This is a genomic window from Bradyrhizobium sp. 147, assembly GCF_023073935.1.
Lineage (GTDB): Bacteria > Pseudomonadota > Alphaproteobacteria > Rhizobiales > Xanthobacteraceae > Bradyrhizobium.
The window spans coordinates 54,207-75,645 of the sequence record NZ_JADPKL010000077.1 but is presented as its reverse complement, the minus strand read 5'-3'; the positions used below and the strand labels follow the sequence as shown (position 1 = coordinate 75,645).

The window sequence follows — 21,439 nt, the reverse complement described above, 5'->3', positions numbered from 1 at the left end:
GGGATATTTTCTATCGCGTTTTCAAGCGAAGTGGCTACCGGTTCACGTTAAGAAAACGCGTCGGACAAGTTAGTGGGCCGCCGCCCCGGCGACGCCGAGGTGACGCTCCAGGACCGAGGGGTCGGCCTTCAGCGCGGCGCTCGGGGCGTCGTGGACGATCGTTCCGCGCTCCAATATCACAACGCGGTCGGCCAGCCCCAGAATCTTTTGCGCATTCTGCTCGACGATGATCGAGCAGATGCCGCCCGCCCGGGTAATGGTCCCGATTGCTTTCAGGAGCTCCTCAACGATGATGGGGGCAAGCCCCTCAGTCGGCTCGTCCAGCAGCAGGACCTTCGGGTTGAGGGTGAGCGCGCGGCCGATCGCGAGCATCTGCTGCTCGCCGCCGGAGAGCTGGTTGCCAAAGTTCGTCCGCCGCTCCTTCAACCGCGGGAACATCTGGTAGACCTTCTCGACCGTCCAGGGGCCAGGCTGGGCCACCGCGGTCATGTTCTCCTCGACCGTGAGCGAGCGGAAGATGTTGCGCTCCTGCGGCACCCAGCCAATGCCGGCGCGCGCGCGCTGGTCCGGCCGCATGGCCGTGACGTCGACCCCGGCGAGCGCGATGGAGCCGGAGAAGCGGCGGGTGACGCCGACGATGGAATTGATCAGCGTGGTCTTGCCGGTGCCGTTGCGGCCCAGCAGCGCCAGCACCTGCCCCTCGGCGAGGCGCAAGGACATGTTGGGCAGCACCACGGCTTCGCCATAGCCGGCGCGAAGCGCGTCGATCGCGAGCAAGTCAGACATTGACCGCCTCCTCGCCGAGATAGACTGCCTTGACCTGCGGATTGCGCGCGACCTGTTCGGGCGGCCCCTCCGTGAGCAGCGCGCCCGAGACCAGCACCGAGATACGGTCGGCAAAGGAGAACACGAGGTCCATGTCGTGCTCGATCAGCAGCACGGTGACGTCGCGCGGCAGCGCGCCGACGACCGTCAGAATGTCGTGGCGCTCGCTCTCGGGCACGCCGGCGGCAGGCTCGTCCAGCAGCAGCACGCGCGGCTTGGCCGCGATTGCGACTGCAATCTCGAGCAGGCGCTGCTTGCCGTAAGGCAGCGTCACGGTCTGCTCGTTCATGACGTCAAGCAGATGGAAGCGCGTGAGCAGATCGCCTATCTCGCCATTGACGTCGCTGCGAGTGCCCATCCGCCGCCACCAGTCGCCGCCATGGCCAAGGCGCTCGGAGACGGCAAGGCCGATGGTTTCGAGCGGGGTCAGGTCGGGATAGAGCTGATTGATCTGGAAGGTGCGCGACAGGCCGCGCAGCACGCGCTTGTGCACGGGCAGATCCGTGACGTCCTGGCCTTCGAGCAGGATGCGACCCGAGTTCGGCTTGAGCACGCCGGTGAGCTGGTTGATGACGGTGGTCTTGCCCGCGCCATTGGGGCCGATCAGCGCGTGACGGGCGCCCTGCTCGACCTTGAGCGACAGGTCGCGGGTGACCCGCAGACCGCCGAACTGCTTTTCGAGATTCTTCGTTTCGAGCGCGATGGTCATGCGTCGCTCTCCGGCACAGCGACAACGACCTTGCGCCCAGCCACCTGCTTGATGATCAGGTTCGGCACATAAAGTACCCAGCGGTGCAGGCGCTGGCGGCCGATCAGCACGATCAGGACCAGCACGAGGCCGATCCAGAACTGCCAATATTGCGGGGTGATGGTCGAGAACAATTCCTGGAGCATGCGGAACACGACCGCGCCGATCAGCCCGCCATAGAGGTAGCCGGTGCCGCCGATCACGAGCACCAGCATCAGATCGGCGGAGCGCTCGAACGCAAACACGTCGAGCGAGGCGATCGCGGTGGTCTGGGTGAACAGTGCGCCTGCGATGCCGGCATAGAACGCCGCCAACGTGTAGATCGCGATCAGGCGACGGTTGACCGGAATGCCGATCGCGGCGGCCCGCAGCGGATTGTTCTTGATCGCACGTAGCGACAGGCCGAACGGCGAATGCACGACGCGGCGCGCGAACAGGAACAGGAGGAACAGCACAGCCAGTGAGTAGAAGAAGCCGGCTTTGCCGAACATGTCGAACGGGATCTCGCCGAAGATCGGCTGCATCTCGATGCCTTGCAGGCCGTCGGTGCCACCCGTGATATTGGAGAAGCGCTCCGCCACCGCTTCCAGCAGCAGGGCGATGCCGAGCGTCACCATCAGTCGGGTCAGGTCAACGCCGCGGATCACCAGGAAGCTGGTGGCAAAGCCGAGCACCATCGCGGCAAGGCCGGAGGCGACGAGCGCCAGCACGGGCTCTTTGATGATGCCGTGCAGCGCGAGGAGTCCCGCCGCATAGGCCCCGACGCCGAAGAACGCGGCATGGCCGAGCGAGACGATGCCGGCATAGCCGAGGATGAGATCGAGCGACATCGTGAACAGCGCCAGCCGCAGGATGTCTGTCATGATCAGATAGCGCGTGGGAAAGGCGAAGCCGCAGGCCAGCACGGTGAGCCAGAAGGCGATTTCGCCAAAGTGCCAGCGCGCCTGGCGCTGGGCGTGACAACCGACGTCGGAGGAGGCGCTCATCGGCAAACTCAACGCGCGGCCGTGCGGCCGAACAAGCCGTTCGGGCGCCAGATCAGGATCACGATCATCATGGTGTAGATCACGAAGGGGCCCATCTTCGGCACGTAATATTTGCCGGCGACGTCGCCGATGCCGAGCAGGAGCGAGGCCAGGAACGGCCCTGTGATCGAGGACGAGCCGCCGACGGTGACCACGATCAGGAAGTAGATCATGAACTTCAGCGGAAAGTACGGATCGAGGCCGAGGATCTCGGCGCTCAGCGCGCCGCCGAGGCCGGCGAGCCCGCAACCAAAGGCAAAGGTGAACGCGAACACTTGCGGCACGTTGATGCCGAGGCCGCTGGCGGCGCGCGGATCGTCAACGGCGGCGCGCAGGCGGCTGCCGAAGCGGGTCTTGGCCAGCACCATCTGCAAAGCGATGGTGAGCAAGCCGCAGATCACAATGATCATCAGCCGGTAGCGGCCGATGCCGACGCCGAACACGTCGAACTGGCCCTGGAGCGCGGCCGGCAAATTGATGAAGACGCGCGAGGATCCCTGGATGTAGTCGACGGCCGCGACCGACATGAAGGTCAGGCCGATGGTGAACAGAACCTGGTCGAGATGGCTGCGCGCATAGAGGTGGCGGTAGAGCGTGCGTTCGAGCGCAATGCCGATCGCGGCCGCGGAGACGAAGGCGAGCGGCAGGGCGGCGAAGAACGGCCAGCCCATCCGGTTGACCAGCACCATGCAGATATAGCCCCCGGCCATCGCGAAGGCGCCATGGGCAAGATTGACGAAGTTCATCAGGCCGAGCGTGACTGCAAGCCCGCAAGCGAGCACGAACAGCAGCATGCCGTAGGCAACGCCATCGAACAGGTTGGTGAGGATTGCGGTCATCGGGAGCAGATCGTTGTCGAAAAAGTATCAGGTCTAGCGGAGTAGGCTGCTCTGCTCCTCTCCCGCTTGCGGGAGAGGGCTGGGGAGAGGGTATCTCGGCAACGGGACAATCCCCGACTTGAAAAGAGCCCTCACCCTGCACTTCGCGATAGCCGAGGCTTCGCCTCGGCGACTCTTAAAGGACGGCCACCAAAGGTGGCCTACGCTCTCCCGCAAGCGGGAGAGGTTTAGAAGAGCGCATCACTTCTTGGTCTTACCGAGATCCTTGACGGCCTCGAAGGTCGCGAACTCGACATTGTAGAGCTCGCCGTCGACCTTCTCGACTTTACGGATGTAGATGTTCTGCACGATGTCGCGGGTCTCGGGATCGATCGAGATCGGGCCGCGCGGGCTCTCCCACTTCTGTCCCTTCATGGCTTCGATCAGCTTGTCGCCGTTGGTGTCTCCGCCCGTCTTCTTGAGCGCTTCGTAGATCAGGTGGATGCCGTCATAGCCGCTCACCGCCATGAAGCCCGGACGGTTGCCGAAGGCTTTCTTGTAAGCGGCAACAAAATCCTTGTTCATCTGCGAGGGATGCGCCGCGGAGTAGAGATGCGCGGTGACCGTGCCGAGCACGGCGTCGCCCATGTTGTTGAGCAGGTCGTCGTCAGTGACATCGCCCGGTCCGATTACTTTGATGCCGGCCTTGTCGAGACCACGCTCGGCATACTGCTTCATGAAGTTGCCGCCCTGGCCGGCCGGCACGAACACGAAGATCGCGTCAGGCTTGGCGTCTTTCATGCGCTGGAGGAACGGCGCGAAGTCGGGGTTTTGCAGCGGCACCTTGACCTCTTCGACCACCTCGCCGCCACCGGCGGTGAAATTCTGCTTGAAGAAGTTCAGCGCGTCATTACCCGGCGCGTAGTCCGAGGTCAGCGTTGCCACCTTCTTGATGCCGTTCTTGACCGCCCAATCGCCGATGATGGTCGAGGACTGCGCAAGCGTGAAGCTGGTTCGCACGATGTAGGGCGAACGCTCGGTGATGATGGAGGTGCCGGCCGCCATGACGACTTCCGGAATCTTGGCCTGCGTTGCGAGCGGCGCCGCCGCGAGCGCGGCGGGCGTCACGCCGAAGCCGGCGATGAAATTGACCTTGTCGTTGACGATCAGTTCCTGCGCGGCGGTCTTCGTCTTGTCGGGAATCGCGGCGTCATCCTTGACGATGATCTCGATCTTCTTGCCGGCGACGGTGTCGCCCTTCTGCTGCATGTAGAGCTTGATCGCGTTCTCGATCTGCTTGCCGGTCGAGGCCTGGCCGCCGGTCATCGGCAGAATCAGACCGATCTTCACGGCGTCCTGCGCCTTCGCAGGCGCGATGGCGGCGAGGCCCGCGATGGCGGCCGCTACTGCCGTCCGTGAAAACGTTTTGAGCTCGAACATCAGATGTCCCTCCCCTTCATTCCTGACCTCTTGTGCATCGAACCGAGTGCCCGGTCCTTGCCTTTACCTTAGCGCGCACGCGCCATGTCGCCGCGCCACATGGCGTCTTTCGCGCCCTTATTGTCAATCGGACGTTTGGCGACCATTCGGCGCAAGCCGCGCGCTCCGATTGTCGAAGGCGGCAAGCGGCATCGCGATTACGCCGGCGACCAGAGCGTCCAGATTGACGCCATTTGTACGATTGTACAAATAAAATGGACTTGTCAACGAAATCCGTTGCCCGCGGTCACGCTACTTCCTCGCGAGCCTCGGCCCGCAGTCTAGAAGCGCGACGGACTGCGTGGATGGAGGATTTCGCTCTCTTTTGCAGAATGTGTACCTCAGCGAGGCCTTGATCGACACTCCTCGGTAATAAAATACCCACCTCGAATAAGTCTCTTTTACCGTGTTGAAGGCTATTCTCCTCGCGCCGGCCCGGTCCGGCGTCCAACGACCGAACGCGCGCGCACCGATACAATGCCCAAGATTCTTCGTTCCGTTCTCGTCCTCGCTGCCCTTGCAGCGGGGCTGGCCGGCTGTGGCACCGTCAACGAAAGACTCTCTGCCGGCATGGGCGACTACGTCCCGCAATGGGCCGGCGGCCTGCCGGCGGATGCCCCGCCCCGGCCGGGCACCCCGCAATACGACGCCTACATGAAGGAGCGCGAACGCAAGCGGCTAATGCCCGCGGCCGATCGCGAAAAGGAAGAGCAGGCGCAGAAGGGCGCGACGGGATCTCCGTCGGGCAGCGCGGTGCGGTAGGCGGTCATTCCGGGGCGATGCGTCAGCATCGGGCTATGGCGCGCAGTTGCGCACCTGAGAATCTCGAGATTCCGGGTTCGCCTCTTTGAGGCGCCCCGGAATGACGGCGCATCAATCCACAAACACCACCGTCTTGCGGCCGTTGAGGATGACGCGGTCGTCGAGGTGGTAGCGGATCGCGCGGGCCAGCACACGGCGCTCGATGTCGCGGCCCTTGCGGACCAGGTTTTCGGGCGTATCGCGATGGCTGATGCGCTCGACGTCCTGGTCGATGATCGGACCCTCGTCGAGATCACGCGTGACGTAATGCGCGGTCGCGCCGATCAGCTTGACGCCGCGCTCGTGGGCCTGGTGATAGGGCTTTGCACCCTTGAAGCCCGGCAGGAACGAGTGGTGAATGTTGATACAGCGCCCCGACAGTTTTGCCGAGAGATCGTCCGACAGGATCTGCATGTAGCGGGCGAGCACGACGAGATCGGTGCCTGTGCTGGCGACGAGGTCGAGGATCTGCGCCTCCTGCTCGCGCTTGGTCTCCTTGGTCACCGGCAGATGGTGGAACGGAATGCCGCCGAAATCGAGCCCGGCATAGACCTCGCGCGCATGGTTGGAGACGATCGCGGTGGGAATCATCGGCAATTCGCCGGTGCGCCAGCGATAGAGGATGTCGACCAGGCAGTGGTCGGACCTCGACACCAACAGCATGACCTTGCGGTGCGCGGCGCGGTCGCGCATCTGCCATTCCATGCTGAAACGTTCGGCGATTGCCGCAAAGCCGGTCTGGAGCGCCGACAGCTCCACGGCGAGATCGGCCGCGGTGAAGACCACGCGCATGAAGAACTTTTTGGTCTCGACATCGTCGAACTGCTGGGCGTCCAGAATGTTCTGTCCATTGTGGGCGAGGAACGTCGACACAGCCGACACGATGCCCGGGCGATCCGGACAGGACAGGGTCAGGACATATTGATGATCGGGCATGTCTCTTGATGAAGGTTTGGGCAAAGGCCCGCGGAACTAGCTGCGATTTGCGGCCTCCTCTAGCACCGACGCCGCCCTTGCGCCAATCCCAAGCGCGGAGTCAGGATGAACGTACCATTGCGATTTGACTGACCGGAGCACGCCTATGGCCGATCGCTTGAACGGCACCCGCATCCTCATCCTGGAGACGCGCGAGGAGGCGCAGTTTTCGAAGCTTCTCGCCGAGCAAGGCGCCGAGGTCGTGCAGTGCCCGATGTTCACCATTCACGATGCGCCGGATCCCGCACCGGTCGAAGCCTGGGTCCGACGCGCCATCGACAGGCCATTCGACGACCTCGTGTTGATGACGGGCGAAGGCCTGCGCCGGATCATGACGCTCGCCGTCGCTCGCGGGCTCGATCAGGCTCTCGTGGCAGCGCTTGCCAAATCGCGAAAATTCACCCGCGGCCCAAAGCCCGGCAAGGCGCTGCGCGAGATCGGCCTCGAGGCGCAGCAGACCACGGAGAAGCCGACCAGCGAGGGCGTAATCGAGATGCTGGGCAGGCTCGACCTGAAGGGCCGGCGGCTTGGCCTTCAGCTCTATCCGGACAAGGACCACAGCGCGCTGACCGGCGCGCTCGCCGCGCAAGGCGCCGAGGTCGATACCGTGCTGCCGTATGTTTACGATTCCAAGGCGGCGGATGCCAACATCGTCACGGCCATCGACGACATGGCCGAGGGGCGGATCGATTGCATCGCGCTGACCAATCTCGGCCAGGTCCGCCGCCTGATCGAGGCCGCGAAAGCGCATGGCATCGAGGCGAAGTTGCGCGCAGGCCTCGAACGGACGCTGATCGCCTCGGTAGGTCCGGCGGTCTCCGGCGAACTCGTCGCGCACGGCCTGCGGACAGACATCTCACCGCCAGAGGACGCCTTTTTCATGCGTCCGCTGATCTCGGCGATGGCCGCGGCGCTGGCAGAACGGAAGCCAGTGGCGACGCGTTGATCCGCGGGGGCCGGGTCTCCGCAATCCGGTCGCGCGCTTGCGGTGGGCCGGCGCGCTGAAACGGCGGCGCATGGCGGCATGCGGCAGCTTCGATTGACACCGGCGTCACCGACGCTACCTTCTCGCGCAGAAGAAGAAACAAAGTAAAGGAATCGCCGTGACACGCGTCATCGCGTCGTGAGCGCAGCCGCGCGACGATCGGCGCTCGCGCCATTCCGCATCCGCAATTATCGCTTCCAGTGGCCGTCCGACCTGCTGACCTCCTGGGCATTCGAGGTCGAGACGCTGGTGCTCGGCTGGTACATCCTGGTCGAGACCGGCTCAGTGCTGCTGCTCACCGTGCTTGCATCGCTCCAGTTCGTCGGGACGCTAGTGGCGCCGGTATTCGGCATGATCGGCGACCGCATGGGTCATCGCGACCTGCTGGTCGCGATGCGTCTTGCCTATACGGTGCTCTCGTCGACCATCATGGCTCTGGCGTTGGCCGGTCATTTGTCGCCGCTCAGTGTCATGGTCATCGTCGCGATCATGGGCCTGATTCGGCCGTCGGATCTCGGCGTCCGGGGCGCGCTGCTTGCCGAGATCATGCCGGCCGAGCAACTGGTCGGCGCCATCAGTGTTGCGCGTACCACCCAGGACAGCGCCCGCATCGCCGGAGCATTGACGGGCGCCGGATTGTTCGCCGTTCTTGGCATTGGCCTCGTCTATGTGGCGATCGCATGCCTCTACCTCGTGGCCGCGCTGCTCATGCTCTGCCTGACCCGGCCGAAAAGGACCGTCACCACGAGCGATCTCCCGGCGAACAGTCACGCGATGTCCCGATTATTTGCCGACCTCAAGGAGGGGATCGTCTACGCCTGGAATGGCCCGGGAATGCGCGCGGCGGTATGCGTCGCCTTCCTGGCCAATCTCACCGCATTTCCTTTCACCGGCGGACTGCTGCCCTACATCGCGCGGGAGATCTTTCAGACCGACCAGACCGGCCTCGGCTATCTCTCGGCGAGCTTCGCCGTCGGCTCGCTGATCGGCTCCATCACGCTGAGCTTGGTGAACGGACTGCGCATTGCCCGGCTCCTGATCGGCGCGACGCTGGCCTGGTACGCCATGCTGCTGGTATTCGTCGAGATCAGGACCCTGCCGGTGGCGATGGCCTGCCTCGTCCTCGCCGGTATTGCGCAGAGCATGTCGATGATCTCGGCAGCCGTGATCCTGATGCGGACGGCGAGCGCACATGTGCGCGGTCGCGTCATGGGCGTCCGCATGATGGTGATCTACGGCCTGCCGCTCGGACTACTCGCGGCCGGCAGCCTGATCGATATCATCGGCTATTCCGCCACGGGTTCGCTCTATGCCGCCTCAGGGATCATCGCGATGCTGGCAATCGCGATCCGCTGGCGCGCCGACCTCTGGCCGGTGCACGCCCCCGCCAATGCGCGTTAGTCCCCGTATCCGCGCAGCCGCTCGATATCGAGGATCGTGACGCCGCCATATTCGAGCCGGAGCAGCCCCTCTTTCTCCAGCCGGTTCAACGCGCGGTTGGCGATCTGGCGGGACATGCCGGAGAGCGCGCCGATCTCCTCCTGGGTGATCTCAAGATGCGCAGTCGATTCGGGATAGAGGATGGGGTTGAACAGCGAGGCAATGCTGCGCGCGAGGCGCGCGGTGGCATCAAGCGTGCGGTTGACCTCGAGCATGCCGATGAACTGGCCGAGCCGCTCGTTGAGCTGGCGGACCAGGAAGCGGTTGAAGCCGACACTGTTTTCAAACAGCCACATGAAGGCGCTGCGTTCCATCAGTGCGACCCGGCTGTCGCGCAGCGCGACCACGTCGTAGCGTCGCGGCTCGTTCTTGAGCACGCTGCCTTCGCCGAACCAGGCCCCTGCCGTCAGCCCGGCAAGACTCGTCTCCTTGCCGTCGCGCGACACCCCGCCCATCCGGGCAAGGCCAAAGACCATGCCGGCCCAGTAGCCAAAGGTGTCGCCGCGCATGAACACGGTCTCGCCGGTGCCGTAGGACCGCTCGGTGATTCCGGCGCGTGCGACCTCGATCTCGGCCTCCGTGAGCTCGCGCGACCAGGCGGCGATGCGCTTCAGTTGATCCTCTGAAATCATGATCTCGAAGCCAGCCGCACCGTTTCGTCACTCCGCCCTTCTGCTGCACTGCAACATGATCACCTCGGCCGCCATCCGACCAAAGATGGACGCCGCGCCCGCCCGAAAAACTTTGTCACCGAATTGTCAGGCCGAAGACATTTCAAAATAGCGCTTTCCCGTATTGAGAGCCACCTTGGGCGATGCGGCCTTTGAGCCCTGATGGGAACGAAGGTCGCGCGGCTCCGGTCGAGACCAATGGCTGCATGGCCTCACCAGGACGACCGTACTAGGATCGCCCGAAAACAACGGATGAAGAGCGCAACTGAATGCGCCATCACCGGGAGGGATTTGTTGGTGGGTACTAGTCTAGAAGTGCGCGGCGTGTCCTTGCGATTCGGTGGCGTGCGTGCGCTGACCGATGTGGGCTTCGCCATCAGGCAAGGCGAGCTGTTCTCGATCATCGGGCCCAACGGCGCCGGCAAGACCTCGATCGTGAACTGTATTTCCGGTCGCTACAGGCCGACCGAAGGCCAGCTCCTCTACCAGGGCCGCGACATCACCGGATTGACGCCGAACGCCCGCGCCTCGCTCGGCATCGGCCGTACCTTCCAGAATCTAGCGCTGTTCCACCACATGAGCGTGCTCGACAACATCATGGTCGGGCGCCATCACCTCCTGAAGAACAATTTCCTCACGGGCTCGCTGTACTGGCTCACCGGCGCGCGCAAAGAAGAGCTCGAGCACCGCCGCAAGGTCGAGGAGATCATTGACTTCCTCGATCTCCAATCGGTGCGAAAAGCCACCGCCGGCACCCTCTCCTACGGCTTGCGCAAGCGCGTCGAGCTCGCCCGCGCCATGGCGCTGGAGCCGCGCCTCATCCTCCTCGACGAGCCGATGGCCGGCATGAACTTCGAGGAGAAGGAGGACATGGCGCGCTACATCGTCGATCTCAACGAGGAGTTCGGGATGACGGTGGTGATGATCGAGCACGACATGGGCGTGGTGATGGACATCTCCCATCGCGTCATGGTGCTGGACTTCGGCAAGAAGATCGCCGAGGGCGATCCCGCGGCGGTCCTTGCCGACCCTCACGTCAAGCGTGCCTATCTTGGTGAGGAAGACGAGGTGCTGGTCGATCCGGACGATGCCCCGCCGGCGCAGGAGAGCGCGGCATGATGGATTACGCAGGACGCGTTGCGCAGGCCGACACCTATCCCAAGATGCTCCGGCTCAATGCGAGGGAGCATGGCAACGAGATCGCGCTGCGCGAGAAGAATCTCGGGCTCTGGCGCATCTTCACCTGGAACGACTACCAGACGCGGGTGCGCGACTTCGCGCTCGGGCTCGTCGAGCTCGGCCTCGGCCGCGGCGACGTCGTCGGCATCATCGGCGACAACCGGCCGGACTGGGTCGCGGCGGAAGTCGCGACCCATGCCGTTGGCGGGTTGAGCCTCGGGCTCTATCGCGACGTGCTGGACGAGGAAGCCGCCTATCTCCTGACCTATGGCGAAGCGCAGCTCGTCTTCGCGGAGGACGAGGAGCAGGTCGACAAGCTGCTCACCCTCGCCGAGCGCGTGCCGAAGCTGAAGCACATCATCTATTCCGATCCGCGCGGCATGCGGAAATATGACGATCCCAGGCTGATGTCGGCCGAGAAATTCGCCGAGCTCGGCCGCGCGCGGGCCGTTCGGGATCCGAAGCTTTACGATCGGCTCGTGGATGCGACCAAGGGCGAGGACGTCGCGATCCTCTGCACGACGTCTGGTACCACCTCGCATCCAAAATTGGCGATGCTCGCGGCCGGCCGCGTGCTCGGCCATTGCGCGACTTATCTCGCCTTCGATCCGAAGGGACCTGATGACGAATACGTCTCGGTGCTGCCGCTGCCCTGGATCATGGAGCAGGTCTACGTGCTCGGCAAAGGCCTCTTGTGCCGGATGAAGATCAACTTCGTCGAAGAGCCCGATACGATGATGAACGATCTGCGCGAGATCGCGCCGACCTTCGTATTGTTCGCGCCGCGCGTCTGGGAATCGATCGCAGCCGATGTCCGCGCCAAGGTGATGGACGCCACGCCGTTGAAGCAGCGCCTGTTCGATGTCGGCATGAAATCGGGTCTGGCCGCACTCGCGCACCGTAAGCGCTCGGGTTTTGCCGACGCGATCTTGTTCCGCGCACTGCGCGACCGGCTCGGTTTCACCCGTCTGCGCTCGGCGGCGACCGGCGGCGCGGCGCTCGGTCCTGATACGTTCAAGTTCTTCCAGGCGATGGGTGTGCCGCTGCGCACGCTCTATGGCCAGACCGAGCTGTTGGGCGCCTATACGCTGCATCCCGAGGGCAAGGTCGATCCCGACACGACAGGCGTACCAATGGCCGACAATGTCGAGATCCGGATCGACAACGCCGACGTCCACGGCGTCGGCGAGATCGTGGTGCGGCATCCCAACATGTTCCTCGGCTATTACAAGAACCCCGAAGCGAGCGTCGCTGACCTCAAGGACGGCTGGCTCTGCTCGGGCGACGCTGGCTATTTCAACGCTCAGGGGCAATTGGTCGTCATCGACCGTATCAAGGATCTCGCCGAGACATCGCGCGGCGAGCGCTTCTCGCCGCAATTCATCGAGAACAAGCTGAAGTTCTCGCCCTATATCGCCGAGGCCGTGGTGCTGGGCGCCGGCCGCGACACGCTCGCCGCCATGATCTGCATCCGCTACTCCATCATCTCGAAATGGGCGGAGAAGAACCGGCTCTCGTTCACGACTTACAGCGACCTCGCCTCGCGGGCCGAGGTCTATACGCTGCTGCGCCAGGAGGTCGAGACCGTCAACGCGACGCTGCCGCCGGCGCAGCGCATCTCGCGCTTCCTGCTGCTCTACAAGGAGCTCGACGCCGACGACGGCGAACTCACCCGCACACGCAAAGTGCGCCGCAGCGTCATCAACGAGAAGTACGCAGGGATCATCGATGCGATCTACCGCGGCGATTCAGACATTCCCGTCGACACCGTGATCCGCTTCCAGGACGGCACCACGCAGCGCGTCCGCACGACCCTGCGCGTCGTGGATCTGGGTGGACATCGGCACATGGCGGAGGCCGCGGAGTGACACAAGTGATCGTCATGCGCAGGCTTGACCCGCGCATCCATCCCCTTCCGAGCAAGCTTCCTTCCACATCGATGGATTGCCGGGTCGAGCCTGGCAATGACGAACTAGGTCGACCGACATGAACACCGCTTTCCTCTTTCAGCTCCTGGTCAACGGCCTCGTGGTCGGCACGCTCTATGGCGTGGTCGCGATGTCGTTCGTGCTGATCTACAAGGCGACGCAGGTCGTCAATTTCGCGCAAGGCGAGCTGCTGCTGGTCGGCGCCTGGGTGTGCTGGGCCCTGCTGGCCAAATACCAGGTGCCGTTCTGGATCGGCATGCCGATGACGCTGGTGTTCATGTTCGTTTTCGGCATCGCGGTCCAGGTCCTGATCCTGCGGCCGATGATCGGCGAGCCCATCATCTCGGTGATCATGGTGACGATCGGCCTCTCCACCGTGCTCCAGGCGACCCTGAAATGGATGTTCGGCGTCAATCCGCAGCCGTTCCCGCGCGTGTTCGAGAGCCAGTCGGTTAGCCTGTTCGGCCTTCAGATCCAGACCGTCTATGTCATGAGCCTTGTGGTGTCGGTGGCGATGATGATCGGCATGGCCTGGTTCTTCCGCGCTTCCAAGTATGGTCTTGCGATGCGCGCCACCGCATTCAACCAGCAGGTTGCGCAGTCGCTCGGCATTTCCGTGAAAAGCGTGTTCGCGATGGCCTGGGCGATCTCCGCGACGGTGTCGGCCGTCGCCGGCGTCGTCGTTGCAGTCGTGAACGGTGTGTCCTCTGGCCTTGCGGCCTACGGCATCAAAGTGTTTCCGGCGGCGATCCTCGGCGGACTCGATTCGGTCGGCGGCGCCGTGCTCGGCGGCATCATCATTGGGCTACTGGAGAACGTCGCGCAATATGTTGACAGCGAATATCTGCACTGGGGCAACCTCTACGAGATCGCGCCCTTCTACGTCCTCATCATCGTGCTGATGATCAAGCCTTACGGCCTGTTCGGCACCCACGACATCGAGCGGATCTGACCCATGGCCGGCCCTGCCCTCATACCCGCTGGTGATTTCCGCACCACCTATGCCGCGGACACCACGATCTTTCCGACCACGACCAGCCGCAATTTTGCGATCGCCGGCGTGCTGCTGCTGTGTCTCGCGCCACAATTCTTCAGCGGCTACTGGCTCAGCATCTTGATCCAGATTGGCATCTTCTCGATTGCGGCCCTGGGGCTGAATATTCTCGTCGGCTTCACCGGCCAGATCTCGATCGGCCACGCCGCGTTCTTCCTGCTCGGCGCCTTCACCTCGGCCTACATCTCCAACAACGCGCCGATCCCGGTGTTCTTCGCAATTCCGCTCGCCGGGATCGTCACTGCGCTGGTCGGGCTGATCTTCGGCATCCCGGCGGCGCGGCTGAAGGGCCTCTATCTCGTGATCGCGACGCTGGCCGCGCAATACATCCTGCTCGACTTCTTCTCCCGCGCCGAATGGTTCTCGGGCGGATCGGTGCCTGCGAGCGCCGAGCCGTTCTCGATTCTGGGCTACACGCTGCGCGGCGACAGGCAGTATTTCTACGTCGTGCTGGCCTATGTGCTGGCGAGCTACATCCTCGTCACCAATCTGATGCGCACGCGCGACGGTCGCGCGCTGGTGGCGATCCGCGACCATTATCTCTCAGCGGAGATCATGGGCATCAATCTCACCAAGTACCGCACGCTGTCGTTCGGCCTCGCCGCCTTCTTCGCCGGGATTGCCGGTGCGCTCTATGCGCATTACCAGCTCGTGGTCTCCCAGGAAGGTTTCGGCATAGAGCGCTCGATCCTGTTCCTGGCCATGATCATCATCGGCGGCACCGGCTCGATCATGGGCACGCTGATGGGCACCGCCTTTGTGGTGCTGCTGCCTGAATCGATGGAATTCCTCAGCCTGCACTTGAAGGGAGGCGCAATCGACAAGGCGCTCTCGCTCAACAACAACATCACCTTCCTGCGCGAGATCGCGATCGGGGTGATCATCATCGCGTTCCTGATGTTCGAGCCTGATGGCCTCGCGCATCGCTGGCGGCAGATCAAGGCTTACTGGAAACTCTACCCGTTCTCGCATTGAGCGCGGAAGCTTCACTTAAACAATAACAGGAGGAACCGACCCATGACGATGAAGTCCCTTTTGAGCACCGCATCGCTCGCGCTTGCGATCGCCGCATTCTCGGCAAGCGCGCAGGCACAGATCGCGATCGGACATCTCGCCGATTATTCCGGCGGCACCTCCGACGTGGGCACGCCCTATGGACAGGCCGTCGCCGACACCTTCGCCTGGGTCAACAAGAACGGCGGCGTCGGCGGCAAGCAGCTCAACGTCGACACCAACGATTATGGCTACCAGGTGCCGCGTGCGATCGCGCTCTACAAGAAGTGGTCGGCGCCGGACTTGAAGGTCGCTGCGATCATGGGCTGGGGCACCGCGGACACCGAGGCGCTGACCGGCTTCCTCGCACAGGACAAGATTCCAGACATGTCCGGCTCCTATGCCGCCGCGCTGACCGATCCCGAAGGCGTCAGCGGCAAGGCCAAGCCTGCTCCCTACAATTTCTTCTACGGCCCGAGCTATTCCGACGCGCTACGCGCGATGCTGATGTGGGCGGCCGAGGACTGGAAGGCCAAGGGAAAGTCCGGCAAGCCGAAATTCGTCCACATGGGCGCCAACCATCCCTATCCGAACGCGCCGAAGGCCGCCGGCGAAGCCATGGCACAGGAGCTCGGCTTCGAGGTGCTGCCGCCGCTCGTGTTCGCGCTCGCACCCGGTGACTACAGCGCGCAGTGCCTCAGCCTGAAATCTTCGGGTGCCAACTACGCCTATCTCGGCAACACCGCGGCCTCCAATATCTCGGTGATGAAGGCCTGCAAGACCGCGGGCGTCGAGATCCAGTTCCTCGGCAACGTCTGGGGCATGGACGAGAACGCCGCCAAGACTGCAGGCGATGCCGCCAATGGCGTGATCTTCCCCTTGCGCACCGCGGTGAGCTGGGGCGGCGATGCGCCCGGCATGAAGACCCTGATGGAGATCTCCAAGATGTCAGATCCCACCGGCAAGGTCTATCGCCCCGTACACTACGTCGCCGCCGTCTGCTCAGCGCTGTACATGAAGGAAGCGCTCGACTGGGCTGCCAAGAACGGCGGCGCCACGGGCGAGAACGTTGCCAAAGGCTTCTACCAGAAGAAGGACTGGGTTCCGGCCGGGATGGAAGGCGTCTGCAATCCCTCGACCTGGACCGACAAGGACCACCGCGGCACGTTGAAGGTCGATCTCTATCGCACCAAGGTCTCAGGCGCGACCGATGGCGACCTCAACGACCTCATGGCCAAGGGCACGATCAAGCTCGAGAAGGTCAAGACCGTCGAACTGCCGCGCAAGGCGGAATTGCTGGGGTGGTGAGCCCCCGCTTTCGCCCCCCACACAACTGTCATCCCCCGCGAAGGCGTGGGATCCAGTACGCCGCGACCTCTCGGGAACGTTGGGCGTCTCTGGAATACTGGGTCACCCGCCTTCGCGGGTGACGACAGCGGAGAAGACTGCATGACCCAGACTGCCGAAGCAACGCGCCCCAACCCCAGCATCGTGCCTGCGTCCGCCCTCCTCAGCGTGCGCAACATCGAGGTCGTCTATGACGACGTCATCCTGGTGCTGCGCGGCCTCAGCCTCGATGTGCCCAAGGGCGCGATCGTGGCGCTGCTAGGGGCCAACGGCGCCGGCAAGTCGACGACGCTCAAGGCGATCTCGGGACTACTCAAGACCGAGGACGGCGAGGTCACGCGCGGCGAGATCCTGTTCGAGGGCGACCGCATTAACGGCATCGATCCCGACAAGATCGTGCGCCGCGGCATCTTCCAGGTGATGGAGGGCCGGCGCATCGTCGCCGACATGACCTCGCTAGAGAACCTCAGGCTCGGCGCCTTCACCCGCAGGGATCGCGAGGTCGATGCCGACCTCGACATGGTCTTCAACTACTTCCCGCGCCTGAAGGAACGCACCGGACTTGCCGGTTATCTCTCGGGCGGCGAGCAGCAGATGCTTGCGATCGGCCGCGCGCTGATGGCGCGCCCGAAAATGATCTTGATGGACGAGCCGTCCATGGGATTGTCGCCGCTGCTGGTGAAGGAGGTGTTCTCGATCATCCAGAAGATCAACCGCGACCTCGGCGTCACCATTCTGCTGGTGGAGCAGAACGCGCGCGCCGCACTCTCGGTGGCGAGCCACGGCTACATCATGGAGCAAGGCAAGGTCGTGCTCGACGGCACCGCGGGCGAACTGCGCGACAACGAGGACGTCAAGGAATTCTACCTCGGCGGCGCCGGCGACCAGCGCAAGAGCTTCAAGAACCTCAAGAGCTTCAAGCGGCGCAAGCGTTGGCTCTAACCCAACACCTGCTCCGCTTCCGTGACGGCGCACAGAACATGATAGAACGACGACGCAGGAATGGTGTCGATCAGCGATTTGCCGTCGCGGTCGAACTGATCGTACCAGCCGCCCTTCACAGGATGGCTGAGATAATGCCGTTCGAGCCGCAACAGCGCTGCGCGCGCTTCGTCCGCCGCGCCGGCCTCGCCGGACTCGGCCTGCGCGATCCACGCCTTCGCGATCTCGGTCTGGGGCCACAGCCGACGCGTGCTGCGGCGGATGTTGCCGGCGTCGTCGCCCTCGTCGATCAGGCAGCCCGTGGCCTCGTCGCGGTAGCGCAGCGAGGTCGCCAACAGTTCGGCGCGCCGCTGCCCGGTCGGGCATCCCGTGATGCGTTCGAAACGCTTCAGGAGCCAGACCCATTCCGCCTGGTGACCCGGCTCGACGCTGATCGGCTCGATCTTCGACCAGTCCTCCTCGAAATACTCGCCGAGCACGCACTTCCGCTTGTCATAGAGGTTGGCGAGGAACAGCGCAAAGAACTCACCGGCGCGGTTCTGGAACGACAGATCGTGGGTCGCCTCGAAGCAGGCGATCATCGCCTCGAACAGATGCATGTGCGGGTTCTGCCGGCGCGGCAGCGAGACCGGAAGGCCTTCGTGGACGCCACCATGCGGCGAGCGCAGATGGCCGTCGAGGAAGCCGAGCAGCGCATCCATCTCGGCGCGCACCTGTGCATCCCGGTCGAAGGCGTAGACCGTCGCGAGCGCAAACAGGATGAAGGCGTGGTCATAGGCATCGCGGCGGGCATCCAGCACCGCCCCTTCCGGCGTCAGCCGGTGCACATAGCCGGGCCGGCCGTCTGGCGCCTTCGCTCTGTCCAACAGATGCTCCAGCCCCTTCAGCGCGATCGCTCGCCCCTCGGGATACCAGCCCATCTGCGCGGCCTTGGCGTAGCAATAGATCTGGCGCGCCTGCACGAACACGCGGCGCGGCGCGGCCGCGTCCGCCGTACCGTTCGGGTGCAGCCGGTCGATGAAACCGCCCGTGGCGTGATCCCAGCCGACGATCGACCACAGCGGCAGCGCCTCGTCGATCATGCGGCGCTTCAGGCGCGCGACGACGTCCACCGCCTCGTCCGCCGCAATACTTCCTTCGTCCGCCATCGGGTCCTCTTCAAGCCTCGCCAATGGCCGTCTGATACCGATGCCGGCGGCGGCGTGCAACGGACCATGCCAACCCGGAAAGATCAGCCATGACCGCTCATTACGACGCCCTCGAAACGCGCGACCAGGGCGCGCGCGAGGCCGAGCTGTTTTTGCGGCTCCCGGAGGTCCTGCGCAGCGCGATGGCCGCTCCAGCCTATGCCGAGCGGCTGAGGGGCCTCGACCCCGCCTCAGTGAGGTCTAGAGAGGCGCTGGCGGGCCTGCCGGTGCTGCGCAAGTCGGAACTACCGGCCCTGCACAAGGCTTCCACGCCGTTCGGCGGCCTTGTGGCGGCCGCGCCAGGGTCGTTCGCCCGCCTTTTTACCTCCCCTGGGCCCATTTTCGAGCCGGAGGGGCGCCAAGCCGACCCCTGGCGCGGCGCACGGGCGCTGTTCGCAGCCGGGTTCCGCCCGGACGACATCGTGCTCAACACCTTCAGCTACCACCTCACACCGGGCGGCTTCATCTTCGACGCATCGGCACGCGCGCTTGGTTGCGCGGTGATTCCGGCGGGTCCCGGCAATGCCGAACAGCAGTTCGAGCTGATCGAGGCTTACCGGCCGGTCGGCTACAGCGGCACGCCGGATTTCCTGAAGATCCTGCTCGATGCCGCAGCAAGCGGCGGCCGCGACGTCTCCTCGATCAAGCGCGCTATGGTCTCGGGCGCGGCGTTTCCGCCCTCGCTCCAGGCAGAGATCAAGGCGCGCGGCATCGACGCCTATCAGGCCTTCGGCACCGCCGATCTCGGCCTCATTGCGTTCGAGACCGAAGCTCGCGAAGGCATGGTCGTGAACGAGGACCTGATCCTGGAGATCGTCAAGCCCGGCACGGGGGATCCGGTTGCGCCGGGCGACGTCGGCGAGATCGTCGTCACCTCGCTCGACCCGCACCATCCCTGGATCCGGCTCGCACTCGGCGACCTCACCGCGACTCTGCCGGGCGTCAGTCCGTGCGGGCGCACCAACATGCGCATCAAGGGATGGATGGGCCGCGCCGACCAGACTACAAAGGTGAAGGGCATGTTCGTCCGCCCCGAGCAGATCGCCGAAATCGGCAAGCGCCATTCCGCACTCGGACGACTGCGCCTCGTCGTCTCGCGCCCGGGCGAGACCGACGCAATGACGCTGAAAGCGGAAACGACAGCTGCGAGCGACGAGTTGCGCGAGCAGATCGCCAGCACCTTGCGTGCCGTGACGAAGCTCGGCGGTAACGTCGAGCTGGTCAGCCCCGGCGTGCTGCCGAACGACGGCAAGGTGATCGCGGACGAACGCTAACTTCAGCGACTTCGACAGCGAGGTCGCGTTCGCGAACTCACCGATCAGCCGACCGTAGAGAGGGTTGCCGTCCGCATGGACGCCTTGGATGCGCGAAGCGCGCTCCCTCGCGGCAGCGATTAACTCGCCATCGCGCAGCAGCACCGCGCACCATCGTGATACCCGCACTTGATCCCCGAGCTGATTCCAAATCGCGACCCGTTACGGATGCTTCTAGCCGCGCCCAATGTAAATCGGCCACTGCGCGGCCGAAGCGCTTGACGCGCGCCCTTTTTGGCGTAATGCGCCCGGGCGCGGGAACCTTGCATCGTCCCAGCCGCTCCCGTATTACCACCCCTGTAACGATATGGCCTGGAATTTGGCCTTTCCTGGATCCCAAAACGTGCTTGAACGAACCCTCGTCACGATCGCCGAAACAGAGACCATTGAGGAAGCTTTCCGGCGCCTGAATGCGAACATGCTCGGTATCCTGTTCGCGCAGGACGCGAGCGGGCGAATCGTCGGCGCGGTGACGGACGGTGACATCCGCAGGCGGATGCTGACGGGCACCACAATCCAGGACCGGGTTGCAACCTGCATCAATCGCAACTTCGTCTGGGCGCGGACCGGCGGACCGCGAGAGCAGATCCTCAAGCTGCTCGACCAGCGCGTGCACGTGGTGCCGATCCTCGATGGCGAGGGACGGCTGGTCGACGTGTTCAGCCGCGAGCTGTTCAACCTGTCGGAAGAGAGCGAAGTGTTCGCGCGCGCCCGCTCGCCGGTGCGGATCAGCTTCTCGGGCGGCGGCACCGATCTGACGCACTATTTCGTGGCAAATGACGGTGGCGCGGTCATCAACGCCACCATCAAGATGTACGCTCATGCGACGCTGCGGCGCCGGAACGATCCCAGCATCCGGATCTACTCGCACGACTTCCGTCGCACCGTGGAGGCTGACAATCTCGCCGAGCTCGGCACTGACGGAGATCTCGCGCTGATCAAGTCGGTCGTGCGCCTGATCAAGCCGACTTACGGATTCGAGCTCGAAGTGTCGGCGGACTTCCCGGTCGGCTCCGGCCTCGGCGGCTCGGCGGTGGTCTCGTCCGCGATCATCGGCTGCTTCAACGAATTCCGCGGGGATCAGTGGGACCGCCACGAGATCGCGGAGATGGCGTTCCAGGCCGAGCGGCTCATGCTCAACATCCCCGGCGGCTGGCAGGATCAGTACGCCACCGTGTTCGGCGGCTTCAATCACATGGAATTCTTCTCCGACCAGAACACCATCGTGCCGCTTCGGCTCGATCCCAACATCATCGCCGAGCTCGAAGAAAGCCTGGTGCTCTGCTACACCGGCTCGGGTCGCGATTCCGGCGCCATTCATCGCGACCAGAAGGCGCAGCACGAGACCAGCGACGCAGTCGCTGCGGCCGCCAAGCAGAAGGAAGTGACGCGCGATATCCGGCGGCATCTGCTGCGCGGCCAGCTCCTGGAATGCGGCCGGCTAATCGACGAGGCCTGGCACGCCAAGCGCAAACTGAGCTCGAAGATCTCGTCGGGCGCGATCGACGCGATCTACGATTTCGCCAAACAGCACGGCGCGGTCGGCGGCAAGCTGCTGGGTGCCGGCGGCGGCGGTTACTTCATGTTCTTCGTACGTCCGTTCGAGCGCTACCAGCTCATCGCCGCGCTGGAACAGGGGGGACACCGCTGTTCGCGCATCATGTTCGAGGAGAACGGGCTGCGGACGTGGAAGTCGCGCTTTCCCGCGCGGCTCGCCTGACGCATATGA

19 protein-coding genes are annotated in these 21,439 nt (G+C 64.1%); 11 read left to right on the top strand and 8 right to left on the bottom strand.

What is annotated here, in order from left to right; genetic code table 11:
• Positions 1-69 precede the first annotated feature (69 nt).
• The 5 genes from IVA87_RS17095 to IVA87_RS17075 form a co-directional block, all read right to left on the bottom strand.
• Positions 70-786 carry an ABC transporter ATP-binding protein gene (locus tag IVA87_RS17095; RefSeq protein ID WP_247334346.1) on the bottom strand — a complete coding sequence of 239 codons (717 nt, stop codon included), beginning with the start codon at positions 784-786 and terminating at the stop codon, positions 70-72.
• Positions 779-1,534 carry an ABC transporter ATP-binding protein gene (locus IVA87_RS17090; RefSeq protein ID WP_247334345.1) on the bottom strand — a complete coding sequence of 252 codons (756 nt, stop codon included), beginning with the start codon at positions 1,532-1,534 and terminating at the stop codon, positions 779-781. Before IVA87_RS17090 ends, IVA87_RS17095 begins: the two co-directional genes overlap by 8 nt.
• Entirely contained in the window at positions 1,531-2,559 is a 1,029-nt protein-coding gene (locus IVA87_RS17085; RefSeq protein ID WP_247334344.1) for a branched-chain amino acid ABC transporter permease, read from the bottom strand. Before IVA87_RS17085 ends, IVA87_RS17090 begins: the two co-directional genes overlap by 4 nt.
• Positions 2,560-2,567: 8 nt before the next feature.
• Entirely contained in the window at positions 2,568-3,437 is an 870-nt protein-coding gene (locus tag IVA87_RS17080; protein WP_247334343.1) for a branched-chain amino acid ABC transporter permease, read from the bottom strand.
• Between the two features lie 240 nt (positions 3,438-3,677).
• On the bottom strand, positions 3,678-4,856 hold the full coding sequence (locus IVA87_RS17075; protein ID WP_247334342.1) for an ABC transporter substrate-binding protein: 1,179 nt from the start codon (positions 4,854-4,856) through the stop codon (positions 3,678-3,680).
• A 516-nt stretch (positions 4,857-5,372) separates the two neighbouring features.
• On the opposite strand from IVA87_RS17075, the gene IVA87_RS17070 reads away from it, so the two are divergent.
• Positions 5,373-5,657 carry a hypothetical protein gene (locus tag IVA87_RS17070; RefSeq protein WP_247334341.1) on the top strand — a complete coding sequence of 95 codons (285 nt, stop codon included), beginning with the start codon at positions 5,373-5,375 and terminating at the stop codon, positions 5,655-5,657.
• A gap of 111 nt (positions 5,658-5,768) precedes the next feature.
• Here the strand turns inward: IVA87_RS17070 and purU are convergent, their stop codons facing one another.
• Positions 5,769-6,632: a formyltetrahydrofolate deformylase gene (gene purU / locus IVA87_RS17065; RefSeq protein ID WP_247334340.1), complete on the bottom strand. Its 864-nt coding sequence runs from the start codon at positions 6,630-6,632 to the stop codon at positions 5,769-5,771.
• 145 nt (positions 6,633-6,777) lie between these two features.
• Between purU and IVA87_RS17060 the strand changes: the two genes are divergently transcribed.
• Positions 6,778-7,617: a uroporphyrinogen-III synthase gene (locus tag IVA87_RS17060; protein WP_247334339.1), complete on the top strand. Its 840-nt coding sequence runs from the start codon at positions 6,778-6,780 to the stop codon at positions 7,615-7,617.
• Between the two features lie 177 nt (positions 7,618-7,794).
• Entirely contained in the window at positions 7,795-9,057 is a 1,263-nt protein-coding gene (locus tag IVA87_RS17055) for an MFS transporter (protein WP_247334338.1), read from the top strand.
• Here IVA87_RS17055 and IVA87_RS17050 read toward each other — a convergent pair.
• The gene (locus tag IVA87_RS17050; protein ID WP_247334337.1) at positions 9,054-9,728 is read right to left on the bottom strand and encodes a Crp/Fnr family transcriptional regulator; all 675 of its coding nucleotides are present in this window, start codon (positions 9,726-9,728) and stop codon (positions 9,054-9,056) included. The genes IVA87_RS17055 and IVA87_RS17050 overlap by 4 nt on opposite strands.
• 336 nt (positions 9,729-10,064) lie before the next feature.
• Between IVA87_RS17050 and IVA87_RS17045 the strand changes: the two genes are divergently transcribed.
• The 6 genes from IVA87_RS17045 (at position 10,065) to IVA87_RS17020 (ending at position 17,210) form a co-directional block, all read left to right on the top strand.
• Complete coding sequence (locus IVA87_RS17045) at positions 10,065-10,886, top strand: ABC transporter ATP-binding protein (RefSeq protein ID WP_247334335.1); 822 nt, start codon at positions 10,065-10,067, stop codon at positions 10,884-10,886.
• A complete protein-coding gene (locus tag IVA87_RS17040; RefSeq protein WP_247334334.1) occupies positions 10,883-12,814 on the top strand; it encodes a long-chain fatty acid--CoA ligase in 1,932 nt (643 codons plus the stop codon). The genes IVA87_RS17045 and IVA87_RS17040 overlap by 4 nt, the downstream gene beginning before the upstream one ends.
• Positions 12,815-12,932: 118 nt before the next feature.
• Positions 12,933-13,826, top strand: coding sequence for a branched-chain amino acid ABC transporter permease (locus IVA87_RS17035; RefSeq protein WP_247278769.1), 894 nt, complete (start codon positions 12,933-12,935; stop codon positions 13,824-13,826).
• A 3-nt stretch (positions 13,827-13,829) separates the two neighbouring features.
• Positions 13,830-14,903, top strand: coding sequence for a branched-chain amino acid ABC transporter permease (locus IVA87_RS17030; protein WP_247334333.1), 1,074 nt, complete (start codon positions 13,830-13,832; stop codon positions 14,901-14,903).
• A gap of 42 nt (positions 14,904-14,945) precedes the next feature.
• Positions 14,946-16,229, top strand: coding sequence for an ABC transporter substrate-binding protein (locus IVA87_RS17025; RefSeq protein WP_247334332.1), 1,284 nt, complete (start codon positions 14,946-14,948; stop codon positions 16,227-16,229).
• A gap of 141 nt (positions 16,230-16,370) precedes the next feature.
• Positions 16,371-17,210, top strand: coding sequence for an ABC transporter ATP-binding protein (locus tag IVA87_RS17020; RefSeq protein ID WP_247334331.1), 840 nt, complete (start codon positions 16,371-16,373; stop codon positions 17,208-17,210).
• Here IVA87_RS17020 and IVA87_RS17015 read toward each other — a convergent pair.
• Positions 17,207-18,358, bottom strand: coding sequence for an AGE family epimerase/isomerase (locus IVA87_RS17015; protein WP_247334330.1), 1,152 nt, complete (start codon positions 18,356-18,358; stop codon positions 17,207-17,209). The two genes, IVA87_RS17020 and IVA87_RS17015, sit on opposite strands and share 4 nt — an antisense overlap.
• An 89-nt stretch (positions 18,359-18,447) precedes the next feature.
• On the opposite strand from IVA87_RS17015, the gene IVA87_RS17010 reads away from it, so the two are divergent.
• Both IVA87_RS17010 and IVA87_RS17005 read left to right on the top strand, forming a co-directional pair.
• Complete coding sequence (locus IVA87_RS17010) at positions 18,448-19,671, top strand: AMP-binding protein (protein WP_247334329.1); 1,224 nt, start codon at positions 18,448-18,450, stop codon at positions 19,669-19,671.
• A gap of 382 nt (positions 19,672-20,053) precedes the next feature.
• Entirely contained in the window at positions 20,054-21,430 is a 1,377-nt protein-coding gene (locus tag IVA87_RS17005; protein WP_247334328.1) for a CBS domain-containing protein, read from the top strand.
• The last annotated feature ends 9 nt before the right edge of the window (positions 21,431-21,439 follow it).

Bases quoted from the DNA above. Each gene is read 5' to 3' on its own strand.
- IVA87_RS17085 (WP_247334344.1), bottom strand. From the start codon at position 2,559: ATGAGCGCCTCCTCCGACGTCGGTTGTCACGCCCAGCGCCAGGCGCGC.
- IVA87_RS17070 (WP_247334341.1), top strand. From the start codon at position 5,373: ATGCCCAAGATTCTTCGTTCCGTTCTCGTCCTCGCTGCCCTTGCAGCG.
- IVA87_RS17060 (WP_247334339.1), top strand. From the start codon at position 6,778: ATGGCCGATCGCTTGAACGGCACCCGCATCCTCATCCTGGAGACGCGC.
- IVA87_RS17020 (WP_247334331.1), top strand. From the start codon at position 16,371: ATGACCCAGACTGCCGAAGCAACGCGCCCCAACCCCAGCATCGTGCCT.
- IVA87_RS17025 (WP_247334332.1), top strand. From the start codon at position 14,946: ATGACGATGAAGTCCCTTTTGAGCACCGCATCGCTCGCGCTTGCGATC.
- IVA87_RS17050 (WP_247334337.1), bottom strand. From the start codon at position 9,728: ATGATTTCAGAGGATCAACTGAAGCGCATCGCCGCCTGGTCGCGCGAG.
- IVA87_RS17030 (WP_247334333.1), top strand. From the start codon at position 13,830: ATGGCCGGCCCTGCCCTCATACCCGCTGGTGATTTCCGCACCACCTAT.
- IVA87_RS17035 (WP_247278769.1), top strand. From the start codon at position 12,933: ATGAACACCGCTTTCCTCTTTCAGCTCCTGGTCAACGGCCTCGTGGTC.
- IVA87_RS17010 (WP_247334329.1), top strand. From the start codon at position 18,448: ATGACCGCTCATTACGACGCCCTCGAAACGCGCGACCAGGGCGCGCGC.
- IVA87_RS17090 (WP_247334345.1), bottom strand. From the start codon at position 1,534: ATGACCATCGCGCTCGAAACGAAGAATCTCGAAAAGCAGTTCGGCGGT.
- IVA87_RS17040 (WP_247334334.1), top strand. From the start codon at position 10,883: ATGATGGATTACGCAGGACGCGTTGCGCAGGCCGACACCTATCCCAAG.
- IVA87_RS17075 (WP_247334342.1), bottom strand. From the start codon at position 4,856: ATGTTCGAGCTCAAAACGTTTTCACGGACGGCAGTAGCGGCCGCCATC.
- IVA87_RS17095 (WP_247334346.1), bottom strand. From the start codon at position 786: ATGTCTGACTTGCTCGCGATCGACGCGCTTCGCGCCGGCTATGGCGAA.
- IVA87_RS17015 (WP_247334330.1), bottom strand. From the start codon at position 18,358: ATGGCGGACGAAGGAAGTATTGCGGCGGACGAGGCGGTGGACGTCGTC.
- purU (WP_247334340.1), bottom strand. From the start codon at position 6,632: ATGCCCGATCATCAATATGTCCTGACCCTGTCCTGTCCGGATCGCCCG.
- IVA87_RS17080 (WP_247334343.1), bottom strand. From the start codon at position 3,437: ATGACCGCAATCCTCACCAACCTGTTCGATGGCGTTGCCTACGGCATG.